The organism is Bacillus sp. FJAT-27231, from assembly GCF_001183975.1.
In the GTDB taxonomy this organism is placed as follows: Bacteria; Bacillota; Bacilli; order Bacillales; family Domibacillaceae; genus Pseudobacillus; species Pseudobacillus wudalianchiensis.
Genome location: NZ_LFZU01000001.1, coordinates 329,923 through 356,048, shown reverse-complemented (window position 1 = coordinate 356,048; position 26,126 = coordinate 329,923). Strand labels below are relative to the sequence as shown.

Annotated in this window: 23 protein-coding genes and 1 pseudogene; 7 read left to right on the top strand and 17 right to left on the bottom strand. The window is 41.0% G+C overall.

What is annotated here, in order from left to right; genetic code table 11:
* Positions 1-160 precede the first annotated feature (160 nt).
* The 3 genes from AC623_RS01785 to nhaC all read right to left on the bottom strand — a co-directional run bounded on the left by AC623_RS01785 (position 161) and on the right by nhaC (position 4,088).
* Positions 161-1,438, bottom strand: coding sequence for an NAD(P)/FAD-dependent oxidoreductase (locus AC623_RS01785; protein ID WP_049659945.1), 1,278 nt, complete (start codon positions 1,436-1,438; stop codon positions 161-163).
* A 35-nt stretch (positions 1,439-1,473) separates the two neighbouring features.
* Positions 1,474-2,550, bottom strand: a complete 1,077-nt coding sequence (locus AC623_RS01780) for a C45 family autoproteolytic acyltransferase/hydolase (RefSeq protein ID WP_049659943.1) — start codon at positions 2,548-2,550, stop codon at positions 1,474-1,476.
* Positions 2,551-2,645: 95 nt separating this feature from the next.
* Entirely contained in the window at positions 2,646-4,088 is a 1,443-nt protein-coding gene (gene nhaC / locus AC623_RS01775) for a Na+/H+ antiporter NhaC (protein WP_049659942.1), read from the bottom strand.
* A gap of 432 nt (positions 4,089-4,520) precedes the next feature.
* On the opposite strand from nhaC, the gene selD reads away from it, so the two are divergent.
* From selD to AC623_RS01755, 3 genes are all read left to right on the top strand, one after another.
* Positions 4,521-5,582 (top strand): selenide, water dikinase SelD, encoded by a 1,062-nt coding sequence (selD, locus tag AC623_RS01765; RefSeq protein ID WP_442853522.1) that lies wholly within the window; start codon positions 4,521-4,523, stop codon positions 5,580-5,582.
* An 18-nt stretch (positions 5,583-5,600) separates the two neighbouring features.
* Complete coding sequence (gene mnmH / locus AC623_RS01760) at positions 5,601-6,659, top strand: tRNA 2-selenouridine(34) synthase MnmH (protein WP_049659938.1); 1,059 nt, start codon at positions 5,601-5,603, stop codon at positions 6,657-6,659.
* A gap of 550 nt (positions 6,660-7,209) precedes the next feature.
* Positions 7,210-8,565, top strand: coding sequence for an APC family permease (locus tag AC623_RS01755; protein ID WP_049659937.1), 1,356 nt, complete (start codon positions 7,210-7,212; stop codon positions 8,563-8,565).
* 124 nt (positions 8,566-8,689) lie between these two features.
* Here AC623_RS01755 and AC623_RS01750 read toward each other — a convergent pair whose 3' ends face one another.
* Entirely contained in the window at positions 8,690-10,006 is a 1,317-nt protein-coding gene (locus tag AC623_RS01750; RefSeq protein ID WP_049659935.1) for an MFS transporter, read from the bottom strand.
* 347 nt (positions 10,007-10,353) lie between these two features.
* On the opposite strand from AC623_RS01750, the gene AC623_RS01745 reads away from it, so the two are divergent.
* Together AC623_RS01745 and AC623_RS01740 are read left to right on the top strand one after the other, a co-directional pair.
* The gene (locus AC623_RS01745; protein WP_231603334.1) at positions 10,354-11,544 is read left to right on the top strand and encodes a PucR family transcriptional regulator; all 1,191 of its coding nucleotides are present in this window, start codon (positions 10,354-10,356) and stop codon (positions 11,542-11,544) included.
* 79 nt (positions 11,545-11,623) lie between these two features.
* The gene (locus AC623_RS01740; protein ID WP_049659933.1) at positions 11,624-12,505 is read left to right on the top strand and encodes a DMT family transporter; all 882 of its coding nucleotides are present in this window, start codon (positions 11,624-11,626) and stop codon (positions 12,503-12,505) included.
* A gap of 67 nt (positions 12,506-12,572) precedes the next feature.
* Here AC623_RS01740 and AC623_RS01735 read toward each other — a convergent pair whose 3' ends face one another.
* Positions 12,573-13,838 (bottom strand): MFS transporter, encoded by a 1,266-nt coding sequence (locus AC623_RS01735; RefSeq protein ID WP_049659929.1) that lies wholly within the window; start codon positions 13,836-13,838, stop codon positions 12,573-12,575.
* 109 nt (positions 13,839-13,947) lie between these two features.
* A complete protein-coding gene (locus AC623_RS01730; RefSeq protein ID WP_049659927.1) occupies positions 13,948-15,603 on the bottom strand; it encodes an amidohydrolase in 1,656 nt (551 codons plus the stop codon).
* Positions 15,604-16,077: 474 nt separating this feature from the next.
* On the opposite strand from AC623_RS01730, the gene AC623_RS01725 reads away from it, so the two are divergent.
* Together AC623_RS01725 and AC623_RS01720 are read left to right on the top strand one after the other, a co-directional pair.
* Entirely contained in the window at positions 16,078-16,545 is a 468-nt protein-coding gene (locus AC623_RS01725; RefSeq protein ID WP_156186980.1) for a hypothetical protein, read from the top strand.
* Between the two features lie 202 nt (positions 16,546-16,747).
* Positions 16,748-17,344 (top strand): hypothetical protein, encoded by a 597-nt coding sequence (locus AC623_RS01720; RefSeq protein WP_049659923.1) that lies wholly within the window; start codon positions 16,748-16,750, stop codon positions 17,342-17,344.
* A gap of 103 nt (positions 17,345-17,447) precedes the next feature.
* Here AC623_RS01720 and AC623_RS01715 read toward each other — a convergent pair whose 3' ends face one another.
* The 11 genes and pseudogenes from AC623_RS01715 to AC623_RS01665 all read right to left on the bottom strand — a co-directional run bounded on the left by AC623_RS01715 (position 17,448) and on the right by AC623_RS01665 (position 26,002).
* Positions 17,448-17,870 carry a YugN family protein gene (locus tag AC623_RS01715; protein WP_049659922.1) on the bottom strand — a complete coding sequence of 141 codons (423 nt, stop codon included), beginning with the start codon at positions 17,868-17,870 and terminating at the stop codon, positions 17,448-17,450.
* 115 nt (positions 17,871-17,985) lie between these two features.
* Positions 17,986-18,543 (bottom strand): annotated as a pseudogene (locus AC623_RS01710) (flavodoxin family protein).
* A gap of 210 nt (positions 18,544-18,753) precedes the next feature.
* A complete protein-coding gene (locus tag AC623_RS01705; protein WP_049659920.1) occupies positions 18,754-20,007 on the bottom strand; it encodes a hypothetical protein in 1,254 nt (417 codons plus the stop codon).
* A 51-nt stretch (positions 20,008-20,058) separates the two neighbouring features.
* Positions 20,059-21,141 (bottom strand): hypothetical protein, encoded by a 1,083-nt coding sequence (locus AC623_RS01700; protein WP_049659917.1) that lies wholly within the window; start codon positions 21,139-21,141, stop codon positions 20,059-20,061.
* Between the two features lie 237 nt (positions 21,142-21,378).
* The gene (locus AC623_RS01695; protein WP_049659915.1) at positions 21,379-22,185 is read right to left on the bottom strand and encodes a hypothetical protein; all 807 of its coding nucleotides are present in this window, start codon (positions 22,183-22,185) and stop codon (positions 21,379-21,381) included.
* Positions 22,172-22,717 carry a sigma-70 family RNA polymerase sigma factor gene (locus AC623_RS01690; RefSeq protein ID WP_049659911.1) on the bottom strand — a complete coding sequence of 182 codons (546 nt, stop codon included), beginning with the start codon at positions 22,715-22,717 and terminating at the stop codon, positions 22,172-22,174. The genes AC623_RS01695 and AC623_RS01690 overlap by 14 nt, the downstream gene beginning before the upstream one ends.
* A 257-nt stretch (positions 22,718-22,974) precedes the next feature.
* The gene (locus AC623_RS01685) at positions 22,975-23,424 is read right to left on the bottom strand and encodes a hypothetical protein (RefSeq protein WP_049659909.1); all 450 of its coding nucleotides are present in this window, start codon (positions 23,422-23,424) and stop codon (positions 22,975-22,977) included.
* Positions 23,425-23,524: 100 nt separating this feature from the next.
* Positions 23,525-23,863, bottom strand: a complete 339-nt coding sequence (locus AC623_RS01680) for a YmaF family protein (protein ID WP_049659907.1) — start codon at positions 23,861-23,863, stop codon at positions 23,525-23,527.
* A gap of 39 nt (positions 23,864-23,902) precedes the next feature.
* Positions 23,903-24,802 (bottom strand): DUF2935 domain-containing protein, encoded by a 900-nt coding sequence (locus tag AC623_RS01675; protein ID WP_049659906.1) that lies wholly within the window; start codon positions 24,800-24,802, stop codon positions 23,903-23,905.
* Positions 24,803-25,003: 201 nt separating this feature from the next.
* Complete coding sequence (locus AC623_RS01670; protein WP_049659904.1) at positions 25,004-25,441, bottom strand: universal stress protein; 438 nt, start codon at positions 25,439-25,441, stop codon at positions 25,004-25,006.
* A gap of 117 nt (positions 25,442-25,558) precedes the next feature.
* Positions 25,559-26,002, bottom strand: a complete 444-nt coding sequence (locus AC623_RS01665) for a universal stress protein (protein ID WP_049659902.1) — start codon at positions 26,000-26,002, stop codon at positions 25,559-25,561.
* Positions 26,003-26,126 lie beyond the last annotated feature (124 nt).

Below are 26,126 nucleotides of genomic sequence, written 5' to 3'. Positions count from 1 at the left end.
TTTGTTTAGCTGATTTTTTGCTTTTTCTCATTTATGAGAAGTCTTTATCAGATTTGATAATTTTTTCGACACAGTCTTTACTCAATAAAAAAAACTATCTGATCTACCGAATGTAGCGGTTATCAGATAGTTTTGCTTATCATCTTCCGTATGGAACAGTTTAAAAGAATTTATCCAGCAGCTTATAGTAATACTTCATAACACTGACCACTTTAGCATGTTGATGGTAAAAAGGAATAGGCGTTAACGATGTTTTCTCTAATGGATTTTTTCCTCTTCCGATCTGCAGAACATTTGCCGCAATAAATTTCCCCATTAACGTTGACATTGCCGCTCCGTGACCTGCATATCCGAAAGCAAAATGAGTTCCATCTTCGAGCTGGCCTATATAGGGAACTTTCTCTCTTGTAAATCCTACTTTTCCACTCCATTCATATTCAATAAGAGCTGTTTTCAGATCAGGAAATACTTGATTCATCCCTTCACGAAGCTGTGAAAATAATCGTTTGGCATCACGCTTGCTCGTTGTTCTTCCTGATCCGCCGAACGCCAACCGATGATCATCGGTTTTCCTAAAATAATACAGTAAGTTTTTCGTATCATACACTCCACGATTTTTTTTAATCAATTTATTCAATACATGAGGCGGCAGTGGCTCAGTCGCAATCATAATACTTTCAATTGGTATCACGGCTCTTCCTATAGTTTTATGAAGATCACCTGAATAAGCGTTCGTGACGATTACGATCTGCTCAGCCTTAATTTTCCCTTCATTCGTTGTTACGATTACTTTTCCATCACTGTTTCTCTCTATTTTAAGAGCTTCCGTTTCTTCAAAGATCCTGCCGCCTAGCTCTTCAACTAGATTAGCCAAAGCTAATGCATAATTAAGAGGGTGGAAAATAGCACTCTTTTCATCAATGCACCCTCCTATATAAAATGGGGTGCTTAACTCCTGCTGTATATCCTGTCTTTCAATAATTTTAACTTCATGATCGAAATCGCGCCTCAATATTTCTTGTTCACGCTTTAAGGATTCCAAATGAGCCAGTTTGTAAGCCGCTTGCAAATGCCCTTCTCTGTGAAAATCACACATAATATTATTCTCTCTAATAATGTCCTCAATTAAGTCTATCGAGTCTATTGTTAAACGCAGCATTTGCTTTGCCGTTGAGAGACCGTATTTTTTAGTGAGTTCACTCATCGATATTACATATCCGGTTAGGATCTGTCCGCCATTTTTTCCACTGGCACCGCTGCCGATTTTGCCTTTTTCCAGAATGATTGTTTGACAATTATTCTTTTGGAGGTGATAGGCTGTTGATAAACCTGAAAATCCACCGCCGATGATGACTACTTCACATTCTCGATCCCCTTCCAGTCTCCCCCAGTGCCTTCTCTCTTGCTGAGTCGCTTCCCATAATGATAGATTACTCACTTTCTCTCCGCCCTTCTTTCGCTGAGCCCTTCTCGTTATACTTCTACATATGATCCTTCTGAAGGTTTTCCAATGCAAACGTATACTTTTTCCGCTGAAAGATTCATGATAATAGAGAAAATAGTTTCCATTCTCCTGTGAGGAGGCAATTTTTCATTAATAAAATGATTGATAGAGTTAGGATAATGATGTTGATCTGAAAACCACTCTTTAAAACTGTCTACTCCTGCTCTCTCATGACGAGAGGCATGCCCTTCAATTAGCTGTCTGGCCCGTTTCATCCTTATCATAGAGTCCGTTTCGATATATTCATTTTTATCAACTACGTGTGATTTAATAAATGAAGAGCAAATATGATTAGTATGAACAACATATCCATTTTCACTTTCTTCTATATCAATACCTGCAGGGCTGACTTCGACGTTCATTACCATCTCTTTCTGTTTCTCGGCTGAACCGATTAGAAAATTCGCAGCGGCGGCCATGAGCCCCCCGTCTATTCTTAATATAGCTTCTGAATAAGTGTAAGAATTCAGCACACTTCTGAGCCCTAAATGGATCGGTATCCGATCAGACTTTTTATCTGTCAGCAAGGCATTCAAACAAACACCCAGCCCAGCGGAATTACAGCCAATTTTGCCGATAATCCCGCCTTCTGTTATCATCTTAATACTCGGCTTTTCTGTCTGCTCAATGTCTAAATAAAGGAGACTCTCTGCCTGCGACGATTTCCAATCCCAGTTTTGACCGATTATAACCTCTGAAGACATGGGAGACATTACCCCGATTGCTGTGCAGCCATCGGCGAATTGTGTGTACTTACCTGATAACGCGATTTCGCTTCGCGTGTTTAAAGCTAGAATATCCTCAAAATCAACACCTGCCCCAACAGCTACTCCTTCCATTTCTTCAATCAGGTCTTCGTCATATTGCAAAATGGCTTCTACGTGTTTCAGCGCCAGCTCCTTCGCTTCATCCCAACGAATCTGGCTATATTCATAAAAGAGTGACTCATACGTTTCTAAACTTCTCAGTACTTCTTTTTTCCCCTCTGCCCCATGCTTTCTTCCGATTTCTCTATAAGAGCCTTGTAAATAAAGTTTTTTTATCATCTTATCACCGTTTCCATAATATTCTGAATAAGTTCTTCAGTCTTTTGGAAATAGCTGCTTTTTCTATGAATGAAAGACTTGAAGGTTACCATCCATTACGGAGTGATTTTATCCACCCTTCTGACCAATTCTTCCGGCTCTTCCTCATCTGAAATGCGGTCTATCTTAATATTCAAATAGGCGTATATAACAGCGACAATTGGACTGATCCAGGCAAGAAAGGCATATGGAGCGTATTCAAAAGCACTCACCCCAAGAACGCCTAGCATAAACACTCCGCATGTAGTCCAGGGAATGAGCGGTGAACTCATTGTACCTGCATCCTCTAACGTTCTTGCTAATACTTTTGGGTGCAAGCCTCGTTTTTTGTACTCAAATAGATACATACGGCCTGGAATGATGATGGACATATATTGCTCACAGCCAACCGCGTTAGCTGAAAAGCAGGTTACGACTGTAGTCGCAATCAAGCTGCCCGTTCTTTTTACTTTTTTGACTAATGCTTGCACAATCGTTTCAAGAATTTGCGCTTTCTCAAGCACGCCTCCGAAACTCATAGCAATTAACACGAGTGCGATCATACTCATCATATTTTCAATGCCACCCTGATTCAGCAACTCATCTGTAATAACATTTCCAGTATCAGCTGTAAATCCAGTATGCATGGCAGCGATAACATCCTTTACCCCTGCCCCCTGAACAAACAGCGCACAGAAAGCACCAACAATGGACCCAATCGTCAGACCCGGTATGGCAGGAATCTTCAAAACTAGTATAACGATGATCAAAAGAGGCGGAATAAGTAAAAATGGTGAGATAACAAATTCATTTGTAAGGATATTTTGAATCAGCTCCACGTCATTGACACGGGAACCTTCTCCAAAATACTTAATGCCAAGAAGTCCATATAAAACGAGTGATATTATCAGGGCTGGTCCCGTTGTATAAATCATATTCCGTATATGCTCAAACAGACCTATCCCTACCACAGCCGGTGCTAAATTAGTTGTTTCCGACAAAGGAGACATTTTGTCTCCAAAGTAAACACCTGACACAATAGCCCCCGCTACCATCGGCAAAGGCACTCCCAAGCCTTGTCCAATCCCCATTAGAGCGATTCCCACTGTCCCGGCCGCTGACCAGGCATTGCCCGCTGCCATACTCACAATACAACAAATAATACACGCTGCAAGTAAGTAATAAGCCGGAGAGATAATATCTAACCCATAATAAATCATCGTTGGCACGATACCGCCTGCCAGCCATGTTCCCATGAGCGTGCCGATAATCATTAAAATCAATATAGCTTGAAGAGATAGCATAATCGTTTTAAAAATACTTTTTTCAATATCTGCCCAACTATGACCTAGTTTTACGGCAATGACTGCAGCCACAATCGTACTAAGAAATAGCGGAATATGCGGATCAGCTTCAAATTTAATGACTGAGATAGACAAAGACACGACCATGAATGCTACTGGTACTAAAGCCAGCCATATGGAAGGCTTTCTTACTTTCTTCTTGGCTTCTTCCTTCATATTTTTACCCCTCTCTTTTTACCGGTTCACCCGTCCAGAATTTTTTATTGATCATCGTAAAGCGTTTACATAAAGGATGCAAAATACATACCAGTAAAAAAGCAGGATACTCCTTGAAATGTTTATCAATCATTTCTCATTTATAAGAATGTAAAACAGTGGGCTAGTAAATAATTGAGCTTATTTTATAAGCAATGAATGAAAAACTTTCTATTTCGCAATTCTTATAATTCTTTCTTAAAAATGAGAAATTAAAAGGAAGGTTTATAAAAAGCCATAAGTAGCCAACAATGAAAAAAGGATGATTACGGCGATCGGCTAACCCTTGTTTATGATAATTTCTTTGGCCCTCAGCCGGCTGAGTCACCATCCCCTCCCTTTTTCTACGCCTGTGCTAAAATAATAGATATTCACTTTATGAAAGGCTGATTGATGATGAATCAAAATCATTCTATAAAATTAACTACTCTATCTTCAAAGGGCGGATGTGGCTGTAAAATAGGACCTGCCGATTTGGCACAGGTTTTGCGTACGCTGCCGCCTGCTGCTTCTGATCCAAACCTGCTCGTTGGCCTTGATACGAGTGATGATGCGGGTGTCTACCGCTTAAATGACACGACAGCTATCGTGCAGACAGTTGATTTCTTTACACCAATTGTTGATAACCCATATGACTTCGGACAAGTCGCTGCCGCTAATGCGATCAGTGATGTATATGCGATGGGCGGAACACCTATAACCGCTTTAAATATCGTTGCTTTTCCTATTTTCACATTAGACAAAGGCATTCTAACTGAAATATTGCGAGGAGCCGGTGATAAATTAAGAGAGGCTGGCGTAACACTAGTGGGCGGTCACTCTATTGATGATAAAGAACCTAAGTTTGGCCTTGCTGTGACAGGCGTCGTTCATCCTGATAAAGTCAGAACGAATGCTGGGGCGAAGCCTGGAGATCGCCTAATTTTAACGAAGCCGATTGGCGTCGGCATTCTGACAACCTCTCTTAAAAAAGACTTATTGTCCGAAGAAGAAGTTGCCCGGGTCACAAAGGTCATGACGACGTTAAATAAAACGGCTGCTGAAGTAATGGCAAATTATGAGGTTCATGCTGTTACAGACGTAACGGGCTTTGGCTTGCTCGGACACGCTTCCGAAATGGCAAAAGGAAGCGGCGTTGGACTGCGTGTTTATTATGATCAAGTTCCTGTTTTGCCGCGCGTAAAAGAGCTGGCTGAATCAGGTTCGGTACCTGGAGGAACAAAAAATAACTTCGAACATGTGAAAGACGTTGTCACTTATCCTGATTCACTTGATCAAATAGACCGCTGGATTTTATGTGATGCTGTCACATCAGGCGGACTGCTAATTTCAGCAGCAAACGATGAAGCGGAACAACTCGTTACGGAGCTTCAAGAGCGAGGCGTTGAGGCGCGAATCATTGGAGAAGTAACCGAAGAAAATAAAGGCCGCATTACCGTACAATCGCTCAATTAACTATAGAAGGTGAAATAGATGTTTCAAGATATCTCGCTGTCTGATTTATTGGCCTTACAGGAGCAAAAGACACACACATTAATCGATGTTCGCTCCCCGAAAGAATTTAACGAAGCGACCATTCCTGGCAGCATCAACATTCCTATCTTTAACGACGAAGAGCGCGCAGAAGTCGGAACGATCTATAAGCAACAAGGTGTAGAAGCCGCAAAAGAAAAAGGATTAGAAATCTTCTCTCAAAAACTGCCGGCCTTTATTGCGGCTTTCAAAGAAATCGAAACGCCTATGACTGTTTTTTGCTGGCGAGGAGGCATGCGCAGCAAAACTGCTGCCACTGTTCTCGGCCTCATGGGCATCCGTGCTAATCGCTTAACAGGCGGTATCCGGACCTACCGTCAATGGGTCGTGCAAGAGCTGGAAAATCAGCCATTTCAACCGAAGCTATTCGTACTAAATGGCTATACTGGTTCAGGAAAAACAGCCATTTTGCAACGGTTAGCAGAACATGGCTACCCCGTCATTGACCTCGAACGAATGGCGGGCCATCGTGGTTCTATCTTTGGCCAAATTGGTCTTGAGCCAAGTAACCAGAAAAAATTTGACTCCCTCCTTGTTAGCGAGCTTCGTCGTTATCAGAATGAATCATTTGTTTTTATCGAAGGAGAAAGCAAGCGGATTGGAAAAGTGTATCTCCCTTCCTTTTTGAATGAAAAAAAAGAAAAAAGTACCCAGTTCTTTCTCGATCTGCCTGTTGAAGAGAGGGTTCGCAATATTTTAGACGACTACCAGCCGTGGAAGTACCCGGAGCGCTTTAAAGAAGCCTTTCAATTCATAAAAAAACGCATCCATACGCCAGTTTCCAAGCAAATTGAAACAGCCTTAGAAGAGAAGGAATTTTCCATAGCGATCCAGCTTTTGCTTGAGTATTATTACGATCCTAAATATGAATATTCAACACATCATTATTCAGACGAGCAAAAGGTGATCATTGAAGCCGCAAATGTGGATGAGGCTTTCCAAAAGATTGTGCAAACATTGAAAGAACAGGGCTATGGCCTGAAAGCGAATCGCCTTTAATGATCTGACTAATACAAAAAAACCGACAGGAACATGTAAATCTCCTGCCGGTTTTTTCACTTTCCCTCAGTTCAGATTGTTTTATCATTTGTCGAGGAAACATTTTATACTTTCAAATAGGATCGTTTCCATTTTTTAAATCGCATCTTATCCCCTCTTTCCCCAATCACAACTAAGGAACTAACATAATTACCTCCTCTATGATAATCAACCTATTACCTCCCTAGCTGGGAGGATTTTTTTATGCATCTGAGACTGAATTATGCAACACAGCATGAAAACACCTCTTTTATTGCATACACCTCTCTTAAAAAGCAAAAGGTTTTGTTGCTTATTTCCTTAAATCAGCCCACTTATTCATGAGTAATACCAATTGGCGCGAAAATTGCAATGGTTTATCGCAAAGAACTTTTCAAGGAAGAAACAAAAGGAGGAGGGACCAATGTATGCTTGAACGTCCGCCTTAAATCCTCTCCATATTTCTGAATATTCTTTTAACTGACATCAGTTAAGTATAAAGCAACTTAAGAATAAAAAGGAGAGTGGATATATGTCAGGAACTAACACACTTAAACGCTCACTCGGACTTTGGGCGATTGTCGGCCTCGGGCTAGGCTATATGACCCCAACTGTTGTATTCGATACATTTGGTATTGTATCTAAGGAAACGAATGGGGTTGTCCCGCTCGCCTACCTTGCTGCTCTAGTCGTTATGCTTTTTACAGCTATAAGTTATGGAAAAATGGTACAAGTCTTTCCAAGTGCAGGATCTGCTTATACGTATACGAGAGAAACGATGAACCCTCATCTTGGCTTTTTAGTTGGCTGGTCTTCATTGCTAGATTATTTACTGTTGCCGATGATCAATGCACTCATTATTCGTCTCTATATGGAATCTGTATTTCCTAGTATTCCTTCATGGATTTGGGTTGTTGGTTACGTCATTATTATTACAGCTATTAATATGTGGAGTATGGGAAAAACATCAAGCCTCAATTCGATTCTTGTTGTTTTTGAAGTCGTATTAATCGGAGCCTTTCTAGTTCTCGCTTTTAATCAATTATCTAACGGAATGGGGCAAGGCACACTCTTTACGACTGAACCATTATTCCATTCCAACATACATTTAACAGCGATTTTAACAGGTGCAACTGTTGTCTGCTTCTCCTTTATTGGCTTCGATGCAGTTACAATGTATACCGAAGAAGCAACCGACCAAAAAATCATGCCAAAGGCGATCATGCTCACAGTTCTTATAGGCGGTGCTATCTTTTTTGTTTGCAGTTATTTTGCGCAAGCACTTTTCCCAGACTTATCTGGCTTTAAAGTAACAGACGACACATTGCCGGAAATTGGGCTATTCGTCGGCGGCTCCATCTTTAAACTCTTTTTCTTATCAGGAGCCTTTGCTGCTACTGTTGCCTCTGGGCTTGCTTCCCATGCCAGTGTCTCGCGCTTGTTATATGTAATGGGTCGAAACGGCGTGCTCCCGCGCAAACTGTTCGGTTATGTTCATCCGAAATTCCGGACACCTGCCTTTAACGTTGTACTCGTTGGAGCGGTGTCATTACTCGCTATTGCACCAAGCCTGGAACTGATTTCAGCAGTCATCAATTTCGGCGCGTTGATTGCTTTCACATTTGTTAATCTATCTGTAATCGCTTACTTCATCTTCCGTCAAAAGAAATATAAAACGGCTAAAGACATTTTCTCTTACTTAATCATGCCTCTTATCGGCGCAGGCTTAACAGGAATTTTGTGGTATCATTTGCATATCGATGCCCTCATAGCCGGACTCGTTTGGGTAGGAATCGGCATCGTCTACATGGTATTACTCACTAAATTTTCTAAGAGCAAACTATCCGATCTTCATTTGGAAGAGGAAGATACACGGGCTTCACTATAGAAATAGCATGATCACCCACAGGGAGAATTTGATTCTCTTCTGTGGGTTTTTCATTTCCTCAATCATTTCATCCATGTTTGAAAAATATAGGCATCACCGTATAAACAAGCTGGCTATTTTAGTGTTAATTAGACGATTGTTGTGAGCGATTGCTTCGATACCAAATAACAATCGGTACAAGCAACAAAGCAAGAAGACCTCCGATCAGCGATAAAGCAGCATAGCTTGAATGAGCGGCAATCATTCCAGAAAGCACTCCCCCAGCTGCTCCAGATAACGCGATTAACACATCAACAGTCCCTTGCGTCTTTGCCCGTGTGGACGGATGAGAAGCATCCACGATAAGCGCTGTTCCGCTAATCAAGCCAAAGTTCCAGCCTAGCCCGAGTAAGGCCAGAGCGGTAACGAGGAGAAACATAGAATTAGCAGGCGCCAGAGCCGCCAAACTCCCAGCTGCAAGTAACGTAACGCCAGAAGCAATCGCCATCGCCATACGTCCTACTTTATCAACGAGAAGACCCGTCACCAGAGATGGAAGGTACATAGCACCAACATGAATCCCAATGACGAGCCCCACCTCACTTAAGCCATGACCATGATGCCTCATATGAACTGGCGTCATCGTCATGATGGCCACCATCACCATTTGCGTTAGCACCATAACCGTTGCGCCCACGACGACTCCTCTACTGTTTGCAGCAACTGCATCGGGAGTCCCGGTGGAAAAATTGGCTTCATTTATTACCCGTCTTTCTTCAATCGCTCTGGCGACGACGAGCGGGTCTGGTCGAAGCAAAAGCAGAAGCACTAGGCCAGCAAGAATATAAGCTGTCGCCGCGAGAATAAATGGCCCGGATAAAGCAGGAACACCGATAGATGTGGCAAGCCGCCCCATCACACCAACTAAATTTGGGCCTGCTACTGCGCCCAGTGTCGTGGACACCATCGCAATGCTCACTGCTGTTGCCCGCTGTGTAGAATTAGCTAAATCCGTACCGGCATAGCGCGCTTGCAGGTTTGTTGCCGTTCCGGCTCCATAGACGAGCAGCGACAGAAAAAGCAGGACAAGATTGCTTGTTACCGCTGAAATAACGACTCCAATAGCACCAATACCGCCCGCTAAAAATCCCGCTCCGAGTCCCACACGTCGGCCAAACCGCTGAGAAAGCCGGCCCACAAGCATAGCGGCACCAGCAGAGCCAAGAGTAAATAGTGCTGTCGGCACTCCGGCAAAGCTGTCTGTCCCTAGCATGCTCTGAGCAAGAAGAGCTCCTACAGTGATGCCCGCTGCAAGCCCAGCTCCGCCAAAAATTTGCGAAAGGACGACAATGATCAACGTTCTCCTGTATAATTGCTGTTGTTTCTCCGGCGAATCCATATAAATATGTAAAGGATTTTCCTGCTCCACTACAGCTGCTGAGCCCTCAGTTTTATATTCCATTCTCACTACCTCTTCCGTTTATGTAATCAATCCTTAGTACCATAACTATCTAAAAGCAATTAAAAATGATGAAAGAATTTATAAGTAAATCAATTCCTTACTTCGTGACCTACACCTAAAAACTTTCAATCTCTTAGTTATCGTTGTCACCAACTCTAACAGATAAATCAATAGCTTAAAAGTGGCATGCGGCTTCAAAAGATACAATTCCCATTATGAAATTCACAAATTGATTAGAGATAAACTTACAAGTTCTATCTAATAAATAGAAAGATTTATTTATCTGTTAATCATCCTTCTATGCTTTATAATCATGTTATCTATGTTATGGAAAAGGATGATGGGTGATGATGACGGTAAAGGACTTTTTACAGCTGTCGATTACAAAAGACTTTTCAGTTGTAGCCGGCAGCCATGCACTATACAAACCAATCCAAACTGTTGAAATTTTAGACTTTGAATTTGCTGCTGGCGTTCAGCAAGTAAGAGATACGATCTTTAACCCTCATAGTATTGTGCTCAGCAGCCTATTATTTGCTAACCAAAACCCCGAACGTTTAGTTGATATGATTAAAAAGCTGATTGACTTGGAGGTAAGCGCCTTAGCCTACAAGCCAGTGATTTTCAAAGACTTGCCGGATGAGGTGCTAGCTTTTGCCAATGAACAACACTTTCCGATTTTACGCTTTGGCGGAGATGAGTTTTTTGAAGATATCATTCTTGAAACGATCAATCACATAAAGAAAAGTGACTATGCACTCTTTTTAAAAAATATGATGAGGGATCTAATTGAAGAGGAAGTATCAACAGAAAAAATACAATCCTTTCTGCAGCAAGTGAATAAACCATTTGAACATTATGTATTTGCGGCCAATGTTCAAATGAAACAGGCAGAGAACGATGAGTGGATGCACGCCTTTATCCGCCTCGATTCTTTTTTAAAATCTGGTGTTCTTTCTACCTATAAACAAAGCATTCTCATCATTTTTACAGACCGAAACGAGCAAATTACGTTTGACAGCCTATTAAAGGAATGGATGGCGCTTTACGCGATTCCCTCCAATGCATTAACAATTGGTTATAGCCAGGCTCATCCAACACATACCGGACTTCATCTCGCTGCTAAAGAAGCTTATTACGCTCGTATTATGGCGGAAATAGAAAGAAATCCTGCTTGTCATTATAAACAACTTGCGTCCGATCAACTGCTCATCGAGCTTTATCGGAAAGATAAACAGTTTGCGAACGATTATGTAAAAAGGTACTTAGGGGTACTTTTAGAAGAAAAGGCAGACAAGGATTTGCTCCATACTGCGATTGCATTCATATTGAAAAAAGGGAATGTGAAAGAAGTAGCTGCCGTCCTCCACTGTCATCCGAACACGATTCGGTATCGCATGATGAAAATCCGTCAATTAATCGAACCTCTTAGTAACGATCTTGTTTTTTATGAGCACTTATCATCAGCAGTAAAATTGTATTTGCTGCATCAAACAATTGAGGGAACAGCAGCCGCTTTGGAATCCGTCCAAAAATAAACCCAAAAGTTTAGAAAATCACTTAAATTATGGTCCCTCCTCTCATGGTATTCTTATTTTAGTTGGGAGGAGAAGAGAGATGAGACAATATATAGGGGATGCAATGCTCCTCATCACAGCAGTGATTTGGGGCAGTGGATTTGTTGTTACGGCCATTGCACTAGAGTATTTAAACGCTTATCAAGTAATGGCAGGAAGATTTGTTTTAGCTACGCTCATACTTACAGTACTGTTTGGATACAAATTCAAGAAATTCACCAAATCAGTCGTATGGAAAGGCGCCATCTTAGGAACCATTTTATACATTGCTTTTGCTTTGCAGACAGTCGGTTTGCAATATACGACGCCATCTAAAAATGCCTTTTTGACAGCCGTCAATGTTGTTATTGTGCCGATCATCGCTTATGTCATTTACAAACGCGGACTTGATCGGTATGAAGTGACAGGCTCTATAATAGCCCTCATTGGTATCGGCTTTCTATCGCTTCAAGGCTCCATGACAATCAACATCGGCGATGCTTTGTCTCTTGCATGCGCCATCGCCTTTGCTTTTGATATTTTTTATACCAATCTTTTTGTCAAAAAAGAAGATGCAATCTCACTGACGATGATGCAGTTTAGTACAGCGGCTCTCATTAGTGTAGCCGTTGTATTGATTCGCGGCGACATACCGGCAGCAATCGAAACAGAGGCCATGTACTCGATTGGATATTTAGCGGTCTTTTCTACAACAGTTGCCTATCTCTTTCAAAATATTGCACATCAATATGCAAGTGCGACAAAGGCTGCCATTATCCTATCAACTGAATCATTTTTCGGCATGCTGTTATCGGTTGTATTTCTACATGAAGTCCTGACAGCCCGCATGGTTTTAGGAGCTGCGTTCATTATGATGGCCATCTTAATTGCTGAAGTAAAACCAGCACTTCCTAAAAAACAGATGGTGAAGAATGTACGTTAGCGACGAATGAATAATGTATACGCATAAAAAAGCGGAGAATTGCTTGGACAATTCTCCGCTTTTTTATTTATCTGCTGACTGGAATACTTGGTTTGATATTTTCTTCAGAGATATTCTCTTTGCCTGAAGTAAGCGTAAGGAAAGCCAAACAGCAAACAATTCCAAAGGCAACGAGCAGCCAAACGACGCCATTATAGGAACCGTCAAAAAGATCAATCATAAAGCCGATGGATAAAGGAGCGACAAATCCAGCTACCTGCATTCCAAGATTGACCATCCCAACAGCCGATCCGCCCACAGCTTCTGGCAAACGCTTGATCGGCAAGCTAAAAATAACAACCGAAAGCACACCCGCAAACATCGGCAATATAGATTGATAGATCACTATACCTGTAATCGTTTGGGCATTGAACATTAAATAAACCATTACAGCAAGCCCTATTCCAGCGACAGCCCCGAACCATTTTTCATTTCCCGACTTGACTCTATCCAATACATAACCAGCTAAAAGAAAGAAAACAAATCCCGTGACAGCAGGGATCATTTGTAAAATGCCTAAAGCGCGCAAATCAAGGCCGCGTTCATTCACCAAATAAGTCGGCACCCACGAGGCGGTTCCCCAGCTGATGAAGCCATAGGCGAAAGAGGCTGCCATTAAACTCCATACGATTGGCTTCTTTGCTAACACTTTAAATACACCTTTTACAGGAGGTCCAGCTTGTTCAGCCATTGACAGTGAGTTCTCTTGATGCTGATGCTCTCTTTTAGGCTTTAAATAATACCAGTACAGCAAGCCGATTAAAGATCCACATACCCCAATGACCACGAACATCATCCGCCAGCCGATTTGAAGAAGCATCGTTGTGGCCAATAAAGGGGCTGCAACACCAGCAACTGTTAGTGCGGAAAGGTAAAAAGACATCGCTCGAGATCGTTGTTCTTGCGGAATAGTGGAAGAAATTAATTTTGCTCCTGCCGGGAAAAAGCTTCCCTCCGCCAAGCCAAAAATGAAGCGAATCGCAATTAATGAAGTAAGCGACCAGGCTAAGCCTGTTAAACCAGTAAAGAGGGAAAAGCCAACAATAGAGATGAAGATTACTAACTTAGCACCAAAACGATCGGCTAACCATCCACCGGGAAGCTGCATAATCGCATATCCTAAAAAGAAAATACTTAATATCAGCCCTGTTGAAGAAGCGTTCAACTGCAAATCTTCAGAGATGTGTACAATTCCGTAATTAATAAGAAAGCGATCGAGACCAGAAATAAAGTTACCCATAAACAGCAAAAATATAATCATTTTTGGGTTAAGACCATATGCGGATCCGTTCAAATGGACTCCTCCTAAAATTTATTGGCCCATCAATAACTCCATTACAGCTGGCATTCAATTTGTCTCTTTTTCCAGAGTAATCGGCTTCCTCGAATAATTCATAGCGAATTTAAGAAGTTTTTATCGTTTCATGTCCATAAACCGGTTGTCCATCAATATAGGTAGCAAGGATCGAAATATCTTTAATCTCCTCTGGGCTTACTGTTGTAGGGTCTGCCTCCAGCACCGCAAAGTCTGCCTGCTTTCCAATCTCAATACTTCCTGAAATGTTTTCGGCGAAATTCAATTTAGCGCCATAAATTGTCATAGATTTCAAGGCAGTAATCACATCAATACGCTGCTCAGGTCCGAGAACATGTCCTTCTTTTGTCAAGCGATTAACGGCCGCCCAAACAGAAAATAGCGGTGAAATAGGTGTAATGGGACAATCAGAGTGAAGGGTAAACAATAAGTTGAGCTTTACTGCTTCAGCCAAAGGACTGATACGGCTTGCCCGTTCTCGTCCTAAAAAGATTTTCTCATGACGGTCTCCCCAATAATACACGTGGTTAATAAAGAAGGATCCAGCTACTCCAAGCTCTTTCATTTTTGCTAAGTCCTTAGGAGTGGCGGTTTGGACATGCTCAATCCGGTGACGGTGATCGCTGCGCTGATGTTTTGATAAGGCATACTCGTATGCTTCTAATATCGATCCAATAGCACGGTCCCCGTTTCCATGGGTGGCGATTCGAAAGCCACGCTGATGAAGATCAGACACCTCTTCGTTGAACACTTCCTGTGGGTGAACCAAGTTTCCAAGAACCTCGGAGTTTTGATAATATGGCTTCCGCAAAGCTCCTGTCAGGCCTTGAATAGACCCGTCTTGAAATAACTTCGCGCTGTCGAGCCTGGCCATGCCCCCTGACCGTTCTCTAATTTCCCTATCCAATTCAACAGCCGAATATCCTTCAAATACCCCCCCTTCACGGAGAAGATGATGCATAATCATTAGCTGCGTGCGCATCGGATTTGTGCCTTTTTCTGCTGCTTTTACATGTGCCGAAAAGTCATCTATTCCGAAGATAGCTGCATCTGAATTTGTCGTAATTCCCTGTGCTATATAATCCTTTGCAGCTTCTCCCAAAGCATTGACCATATCATCCATCGTCATTTTAGGCAGCTGATTCATAATGGGCTGCATAGCAGCTGACTCGTACAAAACCCCATTCAAACACCCTTTCTCATCCCGCCCATAGTGACCGCCTTGCGGATCAGAAACCTTATCCGTTAAGCCGCCTCTCTGCAAAGCAAGCGAGTTAACAGCAGCTAAGTGGCCGGAAGTGTGCATAACGATAACAGGATGATTAGGGGCAGCTTGGTCTAAATCTGTTCGTGTAATATGACGCTTTTCTTGAAGTAACGTGTCATCATAACCGTATGCCTGAATCCATTCCCCATTGGGCGTTTCTGTCGCTTTCGCCCTAACCGCCTCTACTATATCGTGGATGGTTCGATTAGGCGGCGTACCGCAATTCAACTGGTTTTTCATTTGGCCGTATGCCAAAATGTGGTTATGGGTATCAATAAATCCCGGTATGAGAGTGGCTCCTTTTAAATCAACCACATTTGTACGGGCTGTTATTTCCAGCTCACTTTTAGAGGGCTCTGCTTCTTTCCAAATACCGATAATTTTGCCTTCCGACACGGCCACAGAACCAGCACGAGAATTTCGGCTGTCTAATGTCAACACGTTCGCATTCTTAAATAAGAGATCCACTTTACTCATTTACAATCCCCGTTTCATTTATGAATTTGATTGTTTCCTGACAGACTCTACAAACACGGCTTAAAATGATCGCTCTAAATAAATTCAAATACGTGTTGTTAAAAAATTATTTGAACTCGATCTAAAAGCCTCCTCTCACCATTATTATTTAACGCCTCATGGGGTTCCAATAAATTTAAGTTATTAAAAGTTTAACGTCTAAATTTTCAATATTCAATAAATTTTTGGTCGCTATTTATCTTACTACTTCATAAGACCTATCGATAATTTGAATGAATTCACTTCCAACATTCTCCTTATCTCCCTCTTACTCAAGTAAATACACATATAATCTATACTGCATTTCAACAAGTCGGAGAATACCAACCATTTACAGGACACATTCACTATTCAAAATTACCTATATAGAGTAGTGAAATAGATAATATATGATAAACTTATTTTTAAACAATAGAATAAAAAGGACAGACTCACATGAATATGTACGATAACTTCGATCACAAAAGAGGGTACACTAGAAAGGGGGAAAAACGGGGTTGTCTTACTTGGACAATTTTGTTAACCATTCTCCTATTAGTGCCGATTGTTTCATTCGGCGCTAAATTTATTTATGAAATAGAGTTTAAGGAACGCCTGCTTGTCATCAGTCATTCTCCACATAATGTCCATAAAATTGAAGTATTCGAAAAAGGATCAGAAACTTTTTTTAGGCCATCTACAGTTAGAATAAAACACTCTGACAGCTATATAGATTGTCGTATTCGCCATGATGGTCCATCGCTTCAGCCTTCTAATGTTTCAGTCATCTGGAAAAATGATAAGGAAGCAACCATTACACTAGTTGGAGATGGACAAACACTTAAAACTATAAAATTCAAAGTGAAAAATGCTGAAGAAGATTCGTCTTCCTTCCAAGAAGTGCAAAGAACCTCAAATTTTTAGCCTTTATAGGAGATGAATAGTTGAGATTATATATTTATGAATAACTTCAAGACTTTAAAGCATCGACTCTTCAATAATACATTAAGCGTCTATGGAGAAAAAGATGAGAAGATGACCCTGTCATCATTCATTTGATAGGGGAACATTCAAGTGAAAAGCTTCTATTCAGATTAAAATTACATGGATAAGGTAAGGTGACTCTGTGAGAAAAATAAAAGAATTAAGTATAACAGGTTTTAAGCTGCTGCCTTCTGCCAAACCTGTACTTTTTCATGGAAGCACAGTCAGAAAAACCGTTACCGATCATCTTTGGAGAAAAAAACTGCGCCCTGTCATATTGGAACAACAAGGAACAAAGTGCTCCATTTGTGAATGGATACCGGAATCTAACGAAGAAATAAGGCACCTGCATTTGCACGAAGTAGAAAAGTACGATTTCATCAATAAAATCTGTCAATTAATCGATATTCAGCTTATTTGCAGAAAGTGTCATTCGTTTCAACACATCATCAGGACTCAATTAGTCTCGACCGAAGAACAATGGAAAGATCTTATGGAGCACTTTATCAGTGTGAATGGTTGTTCTTCTGACATCATAAATATTTTCGATCTTATTATAGCAAAAGCGTTGCAGTTAGAAAGCTTCAACGAAACTGGATTAGCCCTCCTCTCTTTAAAAGAACGGAAAGAGCTAGAGAGACAACCTGTGCGATTTACCATTGATCCCCACATTCCTTTTGCCGATGAATTGCAAAAACAGATAGAAAAAAAGGGTTTGTTGTATAACATTGAGCACTAGCATAAGAAGATATATAAATAGGATCCCTTGTACAACCTGCTAAGGGATCATAGAAAAGCGCTTTATGTAGGGCTGGCTATACGGTTACGCCAGCCAGTGCTTTTTAGAGCTGGCTAAATTCGATTTCATCTATTATTGCTGCAACCTTCTGTTCACCTTCCAAAGCCCAATTTGTTTTTTGATGAATGGGTGCATCTTTATCATCAGGGCTTTGAAACTGATCTAATCCTGTGGAAGCGAGCGCTGGACTTTCATCGTCGTCCAAACCAATATTGGCAACGTGCTTAATCACGAAAGGCGTTTGAAAAACGAGCAGGGCATCCTCTTCATCCAGCATGCCGGATTCTACCTGGAACGGCAGACGCAGATAAATGCTCTCTCCTTCATCGCTATATAAAGTCGTATCAAACATGCCGTGGTCAAACTCCCAGTTTCCGCCAATGACGAGCCCGTGATTCTCGAATAGGCTGCATACCTCTCCGTATAAGGCCCTCTTTCCTTCTAGCTCTGTTTCAAGTTTAATCATTGAATCTCTCCTTTTTTGTTATTGATTTCCATTTACCCGCATAGAAATCTTTCAAACTGTATTCATAAAGGAGAAAAACCTTCTTGTTTTATCCCTCTTAATTGAGGTTTACATACTAAGCTGATGGCTGCCGTTCTTTTAATTGTTTGTTTAGCAGATCAGCTTGAACTAGCACCTGCTCATCTTGTAAAATATCGCCTGGCCGGTTCCCTTCTCCCAAAATATAAGTGGAAAAGCGCATATTTAAGAAATCAAACGTATATTGAAATTGCTGGATGAGGGGCAGTCCTTTTATTTTTGGGTCATCGCCCCCGACAGCTAGTACAATAGCTTCTACCGTTTGCAAGTGTTCGGTTAACTGCGGAAACCGTTCATCCCGTATCGCCTGGCTTAGCCGGTCAATCATGTTTTTCATCATGCCAGACATCGTGTATCAATAGATCGGAGTAGAGAAAATTACAGTATCACTTTCCAATAAAGACTTAATGATTACGTCATAATCATCGTCTATTAATTGAAAACCGCCGTCAGCGTGGCGTAAATCATGAATTGGCTGAATGGATAAATCCTTCAAGTCAATTTTTTGATGTTCTACCTCCTTTGTCACTATATCCGCTAATAACTCGCTGTTGCTTTCTTTTCTAGAGCTGCCTATAAATGTAGTGATCTTCATCTATCTCATTCCTCTCTGTATCTTCTTATGAAAAATTTTACACGTAAATTCACTATCAAAAAAGATCAATGCTTCTATTGCATTGAGCCATAAAAATAACAGATAAATATTGAGATGCCTAAAGACAAAAAACCCTTATGCGAAGAAAATGATTCGCTTTTCTTCGCATAAGGGCTATGCAGCTATCCTAAGCCAATTCTCTAAAACAGATTATGCTTGTACAGCTTTTGTTTTTGCAGTTACTCCAACTTCAGTTGCCAGAACAGCAGAGTTTACGGAAGCATTTGCTTTTGCTTGCACACTTGCTTTTTCACCAGCTTGAGAGTTGAATTTGTTAGCAGCAGATACGTTTACTTTTTCATTTTCAACAACTTCTTTTGTGTCTTCAGTTACTGCATCAGTTGTTTCTTTTACAGCGTCTTCTGTGCCTTTTACTGCATCAATCGTTTTTTCAGCAGTTTCTTTTGTGCCTTCTGTTACTGCCTCAACTGTTTTTTCAATCTCTTCTTTTGTGCCTGTTGCTAATACAGCGGAGTTAACAGATGCATGCGCTTTTGCTGTTTCGCTCGCATGTACGCTTGCTTGCGCGTTCGCTTTATTTACTGCTGATTTGTTTACTTTTGTACCTTCCGTCACCTTATCGGTTGTCTTTTCTACAACTTCTTTTGTGTCTTCTGTTACCTTATCAGCTGTTTTTTCTGCAACTGCTTTTGTGTCTTCAGCTACTTTATCAGCTGTCTTTTCTGCAATTGCTTTTGTATCTTCAGCTGCTTTATCAGCTGTTTTTTCTACAGCTTCCTTTGTGCCTGTTGCTAATACAGCGGAGTTAACAGATGCATGCGCTTTTGCTGTTTCGCTCGCATGTACGCTTGCTTGCGCGTTCGCCTTATTCGCTGCTGATTTATTTTGTTTTACTTCCGTCACTTTATCCGTTGTCTTTGCTACAACATCTTTTGTGCCTTCCGTCACTTTATCAGCTGTTTTTTCTACAACGTTTTTTGCATCTTTTGTTACGTTGCCAGTTGTCTTTTTTACCGTTTCTTTTGTGCCTGTTGCTAATACAGCTGAGTTAGCTGCTGCATGCGCTTTTGCTGTTTCGCTCGCACGTACGCTCGCTTGCGCGTTCGCCTTATTCGCTGCTGATTTGTTTTGTTTTACTTCAACTTTCACCGCGACTTCTGGCTTTTTCTTTACTACAGGTTTCATTGGCTGCGCCGGCTCTTTTTCTACCTTTGCTTTTACTTCTTTCGCTGTAGCTGTTGCCTGTACAGCAGAATTAGAAGCGGCGTGAGCTTTTGCCGTCGAAGAAGCATGGGCGCTCGCTTGTGCTTGAACAGAGATTCCTTTCACCTGATCGTTTTGAGCTGCTTCGCTTATTTGTCCACCCGCTAAAACACCAACTGAAAGTACTCCTGCCAACACGATAGATTTAACCACTTTATTTCCTGTAATATTTTTTTTCATTTTTTGTTCGCTCCTTTTTTCTTTTACGTATCATTTTTTTGATTTTGTGTATTAAGAAAAAAGGAACGATTTTGGCGGCTGTGATGGAGGCGCATTCGTCCATTGATTGCTAAATTCTTTAATTCGGGACGTATACGACTGGCTGATCTCCAGTGTCCAATAATGCCCCCAATCCAGCCATTTGTCTATGTAATTGACAGAACTATTTCCTGCTTTTGCCCGGTCTTTAGAAGATCCCCCTGCATGCTGATTGGACTGTGAAGGGGCAGTCGCCTGCTTCTCATGCGGGACACGCTTGTCCGTTCCTGACGAATGGTTCTCCTTTGGCAATCCAGCAAAAACAGGCGGAGATTGGGTATTACTTTTCTTGCTTATTATAGGTTGAGCGTTAGTTTGATGAACAAGCTTGTCCTTAACATTACTAGCCGGTTTATCTTTATCCTCATTTACCGGTTTTGCTACAGTTTTGCTAGCAGATTCTTCCTCGGATTGGTTAGCTGGTTGAACCTTAGCCGTACTAGCAAGCTGATCTTTATCGTTCTCAGGAGACTTAACAGCTTTTGAAGCCTGTTTCTGTGTCACTTCTTCAGGTTCAGGACGCTGTAGAGGCTCACTAGAAGGCTTTTCACTTAAAGCGTGCTTAACCGGTTCGATGTTTTCTGAAGCTTTTTCCTGTTGGACAGGCTTCTCTTCACGAACAGGCAACGCTTCCTTCTTCATAAGCAGCCCTTTCTTTTTCCCTGGATTCGTTATTGCTTTCTCAGGCAAAAGTTCCTTGCTAGTCTGTTTAACCGTTTTCTCAACAGCTTGTACAGCTGTCTTTGCCTGGCTGCTCGCCTGCTCTGGCAATGTTTTTATAAGTTGAGCAGGTTTAACAGATTCTGATTGGGGAGAAGGTGAAACAACCGGCTCTTTTTTTCCAGGAACTTCTCTCTCCACCTTTGCTTGAGCGTTAGGAATTTCCTCTTTGCTCTTGTTAACTTGCTCTTGTGCAACAGCGGCTGCCTTCGTTGTTAATTCTTTTACAACAGGCTGTTTCGGAACAAGATCCGCTTTTTCGGCAAATGCATTCGTTGGTAAAAACCAAGCCGCTCCTATAAGTAAGCCGCTTAAAACGAATCGCTGAAGGTGCATCAATTCACCCCCTTTCAAATCCAATAGTATGTCTTTTTATTAATACCATAGGATTCTTCATTTGTGATGGTTTTTTTAGTCAGAAAATAAAAACGATTCCTTTTCACTAACTGCCTTTTAACCTATACCTAAACCATATAAAGTAATTTAATGGAAACGTATCCATTTTCACTTTAGCATTCATCAAAAAAGGCACACCTGCCTCATTAAGAGATGTACCTTCCTGTCGACACTGATTTATTGATTCTCCTTTATCTCCAACAGCTGGCGATCAATAGCTTCAGCCTTTTTAACGAGTTCATCAGCCTTTAATGTGCTTGCTAGAATAAGCAGCAAGCGGTCTCGTTTCCACACTACATAATTCGTTCGATTGCTTTCATCTGTCTTACTAAATTGATAAGAAAGAACCTCCGCCTTCACACCATGCAACGTTTTACTTTCTTTTACAACGGAATGGACACTTGCCCCCTCAAAGGAAGGAAGGTTAGCCGGATCGGTTACAACATTTAACACGCCATCTTCATTAAAAGCATGAATGTCAAACTGTCCCTCATTGTATTTTGCTACTCTTATAGACAAATGACCTTCTTCAGTCTTTAATTCAGGAATTTGAATTCCGATATATTCTTTCAGTTCCTTTGTATACCCGTCAAAAGATTTAACCTCTGGCTCTCCAGCATTAAACGGTCCTTTTTCTCCAAATCCATATTGTGAACCACTGATAGTGTGCGGAGGCTGTGTTTCTTCATCCACCTCTTTATACGTAACAGAGTAAATATAGCTCAGTACGGGCACCTTTTTTAATACAGCTGCCATAGCAGGAGAGCCCATACTGGAGGCGATAATCCCTGCTGCCAGCACCCCAGAAACAGCAGCTACTTGCATCCATCCCCGCTTCTTCCCCCTCTTTCTCTCTGTCTGGACAGTTGAAGGCAGGCTAGCTAAAGCCTCATCAATTCCCTGGCTAAAAAAAGCTGGTACTTCCTCATTTTTTTTTCGACTCAGCAACTCTTCCATCTCTTGATCTAGTTTAGATTGATTCATGTCTCATGCCTCCTAATGGAATATCCCTTACCATTACTTTCTCTAACTTTTTCCTCGCTCTGCTCAACCTGGACTTCACTGTTCCTTCAGACTGTTGAATAATCTTCGCAATTTCTTTAACAGAGAAATCTTGAAAATAGTACAGAGTAATCACGATACGGTGGTCATCTTCCAACATCTCTATCGCTTCTTGTACATAATCTCCCTGCTCATGGGGCGGCAAATGATTTTCTCTTGCTTCTACATGATCGAAATGCACCACTTTTTTACGTTCCTTTAGGATTCTCGTACACTCTCTTATTAAAATTCTCGTAATCCATGTCTTGAAGTACTGCGGGCTTTTAAGAGAACCAATCGAAAGGTATGCCTTTAATACAGCTTCCTGGGCAGCATCCAAACATTCTTGTTCAGATTTCATAATCGAAGAAGCCATTCGATAAAGACTGGGCTCAACTTGTTTAATTAATCGGCAAAAGGCTTCTTTATCACCCTTCTGAGCCTTTATCACATCAAGCTTCATAGTGTTTTCCAAGATTCTTCACCTTCCATTCCATTATGTATTACATTTATTAGAGGCAAATTTAAATTGTTTTGGTTCCATCGTCATGAAAATAGTTCATGCTTGATTAATATTTTGAAAAGTTTTTATCCTACAGAGGATCGAGACGGCTTACCTAGAATTATGAGATTCAATCCTTCGTAAAAGAAAAAGGCCTTCCATCAATTGAATAAGCTGATGGAAGGCCTTTTTCTCTAACTTATTTTATTCTTCAGGTGAAAAAATGTCGTTCAAACGCCCCATTTGCCCTGGTAGACTTTTCTTTCTTTAGCTGTATCAAGACCCGCCCAATAATAAATAGGTGACCACGGAAAGTGAATGGAACTTTCTTTTTCCTTCTCAGTAAACTTATGTTTACCGGAATAACTGAAATAATAAAATGTAAGGCCGACTTTATTGTCATCATTCCGATAATCTGAAATGAGACGGTTCACTCCATATATCTCGTAGCTATAGTCTTCATTTTGAATAACCTGAGCAACGCATAACCCGTTCACTTCTGCATTCCATAACACATTCCCACCAGAGATTAGGGCTAAGTTAAACTCTCGATTTAAAATCAACCGCTCAACCAATTGTTTAACAGGGAGATCTTCCGTTAACACAATCGATTTTCTATGGGAATATCCATCGTCTCCAGCATGTACCGAATCTCTATCTACGATTAACTCCACTTTCACTCTTTTCTCCTCCATGCTGTTTCATGGATGACTGCTGCTCCCTTAATTTTACACCATCATTTTGTAAAATTCCTACTAAAAGGAGGAAAAATCTAACTTTTTATTTATTACCCGGAGCAGGCTGGTCTACTCCCCTCACATGATGCCGATGTCCGTCATTTTCACTCGTATAAAAATCGTAATAATGGACATGCATTCCATTCCCGACTGGTATGGCTGGTCCAGAATACGCCTTATAATAGTGGTTATGCCCATCTTCGAAGACGACATAGCCCTCCGTATAATGGATATGGTTATCATCCTGAGTCTGTATTGGCGGAGAAGTAACATCTAGGCACTGATGAACATGGCCAGCCTCAACCGAAGTGTAATCAACTGAACCGTGATTATGATTCGGCACAAACCCTTGAACGAAATCTTCTCTTGATATTTTCGGCATATCCTCACCTCTTCTAAAAATAATGACCGTTAGCTGTTGTCAGCGCTGTTCTGCCATTTTTTTATTTAATCTCTCTTCCAAAACATGAATCATGTAGAGGAAATGATCGGCTTCTCGTAAAACATGGTCTGCTAACAAAGGATTTATAACATTGCGAATCTGGCAAGATCGAATAAGATCCAGTCCAGTTTTCTTAAATGCCCGCAGTTCCGTCGCAGCGCTTTCACTTTCTTTATTCATCCTTCCGATAATCGGATAGGTCGGCTGCTTATGATATAACATTGATTCTACATCTCTTGCTTGGTTTAGAAGCACCTCAAAATCATCGCCAAATTTTCTCGCTGTATTCACTAAATTCCTTTCTGACTGATCCAGTAACGAAGCAATAAAACGTGAATGTTCCATCATGATTTTCAGCCAAAATACGTTTTCATTAATTATGGCATCCTGGATAGGCTCTAAAATTCCCTTGTTAAACTTTTTTAACGTTCTCATAAAATATTCCGCTTCCCTTGCAATATGATCAACAAGCAAAGGAAAATTAAATCCGCTTATTTTACAATTTATGATCATAATTAATAGATTTCTTTTAAAGTTCCGGAAACCGTGGACCAATTCTATGCTTTCTTCATTTAACTTTCTTACTAAGGTTACATTATTCGGTACTTGATGCGCTTTTTTTTCCTGCTGCTCAAAATAGTAATGAAATCTGTCTGTTTGTTGTATGAGCTGGGTATCTTTCCGATTAAACCCTTCACCTAAAAATAAAGCGTGTTCCTTCATAATCCTGAGCCAAAACCTATTCTCGGTCAGTGAACGCTCAACAAACATTTGTTCAGTAAGAGACTCGGGCTTTGCAGCGAACGATTCAGGTGAAACTAACATCTGATTAAATTGATCCATGCTGACATGGCCAGGCAGCTGTGGTTGATTTTGCATATTTCACCTCCGTTATGACAGTTTTATTACTCATCATATTTAGTCAGGAATCAAATTATGTTTTACCCCCCAAATTTTGTTGAAAGACTGGTCACGGGACAACTGCTCATGCTCTAATGAATAATTTCGGGCAATATAAAAGGCTTTCTATCAGTTCAGTAAACTAATAGAAAGCCTTTTTACAGTATACGACGCTTTAACTTAACGATTTCTGACGACGAGGATATCACATGCCGCGTGACGAATAATAGCTTCTGATACACTGCCGATTAACGCTCTTTCGATTGCATTTAAACCAGTTGCCCCTACTACAATTAAGTCGGCTTCGTGTTTCTTTGCAATAGTCCCTGGTATTTCTGATCGTGGGGAACCAAATTCAAGAGCGGTACTAACCTTTTCTACACCAAATTGTTTGGCCTCCTCTTTATAGCCTTCAAGCAGCTCCTGTCCGTGCGTTTTCGCTTGTGTGATAATAGAATGGTCATATAATTGGAATCTGGCAAAATAGCGCATGTCTATAACATGGGCAATAATTAATTGTGCCTTGTCCTCAGCCGCAATCTTTGCTGCTTTAATTAAAGCTGTTTTTGCTTCCTCTGATCCATCAACGGCTACGAGAATGTTTTGGTACTGTGTCATACATATCCCCTCCAGAAAAAAATGGTTATCTTTGATTTCTATAATATAGAACCGAACGTACTTCGAGTATCAGGATATTCCCTGATTTTACAATTTCTCTTATTTTTTTATCGATCTTTATGATCGTTCGCTTCTTATAACTAAAACATCACATGGCGCATGGCGAATAATGGCTTCTGACACGCTGCCGAGAAAGAATCGTTCAATTGCGTTTAAACCAGTCGCCCCCACCACAATAAGATCTGCCTCATATTCCGTTGCTATTTTCCCTGGAATTTCTGCCTTCGGAGAACCTGTTTTCAGAACGGTACTTACATTTTCTACACCAAATTGTTTGGCTTCTTTTTCATAACGTTCGAGCAGCTCTCGGCCGTATTTTTCTGTCCCTGCCGTAATGGCATCCTTATATTGCTCGACTGGAAGATACAGAGCCGCATCTACCACATGAGCAATAATTAAATGAGCACTGTTGCCAACTGCCATATCTGCTGCTTTTACTAATGCCCGCTGAGCTTCCTTTGAACCGTCAACCGCCACGAGAATGTTTTGATACTTTGTCATGATATCCCCTCCGTAAAATCTTGTTTTTCTTAATTCCTATCATATAAAATAAACCATTCTTCTGATATCAGGATATTCCCTTATTTTTGGTACTATTTACCCTTATTCCCCCTTTTTCAACACA

Excerpts from the sequence above, each read along its gene's own strand:
- mnmH (WP_049659938.1), top strand. The coding sequence starts at position 5,601 with ATGTTTCAAGATATCTCGCTGTCTGATTTATTGGCCTTACAGGAGCAA.
- AC623_RS01700 (WP_049659917.1), bottom strand. The coding sequence starts at position 21,141 with ATGCACCTTCAGCGATTCGTTTTAAGCGGCTTACTTATAGGAGCGGCT.
- AC623_RS01745 (WP_231603334.1), top strand. The coding sequence starts at position 10,354 with ATGATGACGGTAAAGGACTTTTTACAGCTGTCGATTACAAAAGACTTT.
- AC623_RS01680 (WP_049659907.1), bottom strand. The coding sequence starts at position 23,863 with ATGCCGAAAATATCAAGAGAAGATTTCGTTCAAGGGTTTGTGCCGAAT.
- AC623_RS01665 (WP_049659902.1), bottom strand. The coding sequence starts at position 26,002 with ATGACAAAGTATCAAAACATTCTCGTGGCGGTTGACGGTTCAAAGGAA.
- AC623_RS01780 (WP_049659943.1), bottom strand. The coding sequence starts at position 2,550 with ATGATAAAAAAACTTTATTTACAAGGCTCTTATAGAGAAATCGGAAGA.
- AC623_RS01670 (WP_049659904.1), bottom strand. The coding sequence starts at position 25,441 with ATGACACAGTACCAAAACATTCTCGTAGCCGTTGATGGATCAGAGGAA.
- AC623_RS01740 (WP_049659933.1), top strand. The coding sequence starts at position 11,624 with ATGAGACAATATATAGGGGATGCAATGCTCCTCATCACAGCAGTGATT.
- AC623_RS01750 (WP_049659935.1), bottom strand. The coding sequence starts at position 10,006 with ATGGAATATAAAACTGAGGGCTCAGCAGCTGTAGTGGAGCAGGAAAAT.
- AC623_RS01755 (WP_049659937.1), top strand. The coding sequence starts at position 7,210 with ATGTCAGGAACTAACACACTTAAACGCTCACTCGGACTTTGGGCGATT.
- AC623_RS01675 (WP_049659906.1), bottom strand. The coding sequence starts at position 24,802 with ATGCAAAATCAACCACAGCTGCCTGGCCATGTCAGCATGGATCAATTT.
- AC623_RS01725 (WP_156186980.1), top strand. The coding sequence starts at position 16,078 with ATGAATATGTACGATAACTTCGATCACAAAAGAGGGTACACTAGAAAG.
- AC623_RS01715 (WP_049659922.1), bottom strand. The coding sequence starts at position 17,870 with ATGATTAAACTTGAAACAGAGCTAGAAGGAAAGAGGGCCTTATACGGA.
- nhaC (WP_049659942.1), bottom strand. The coding sequence starts at position 4,088 with ATGAAGGAAGAAGCCAAGAAGAAAGTAAGAAAGCCTTCCATATGGCTG.
- AC623_RS01705 (WP_049659920.1), bottom strand. The coding sequence starts at position 20,007 with ATGAAAAAAAATATTACAGGAAATAAAGTGGTTAAATCTATCGTGTTG.
- AC623_RS01695 (WP_049659915.1), bottom strand. The coding sequence starts at position 22,185 with ATGAATCAATCTAAACTAGATCAAGAGATGGAAGAGTTGCTGAGTCGA.
- selD (WP_442853522.1), top strand. The coding sequence starts at position 4,521 with ATGATGAATCAAAATCATTCTATAAAATTAACTACTCTATCTTCAAAG.
- AC623_RS01730 (WP_049659927.1), bottom strand. The coding sequence starts at position 15,603 with ATGAGTAAAGTGGATCTCTTATTTAAGAATGCGAACGTGTTGACATTA.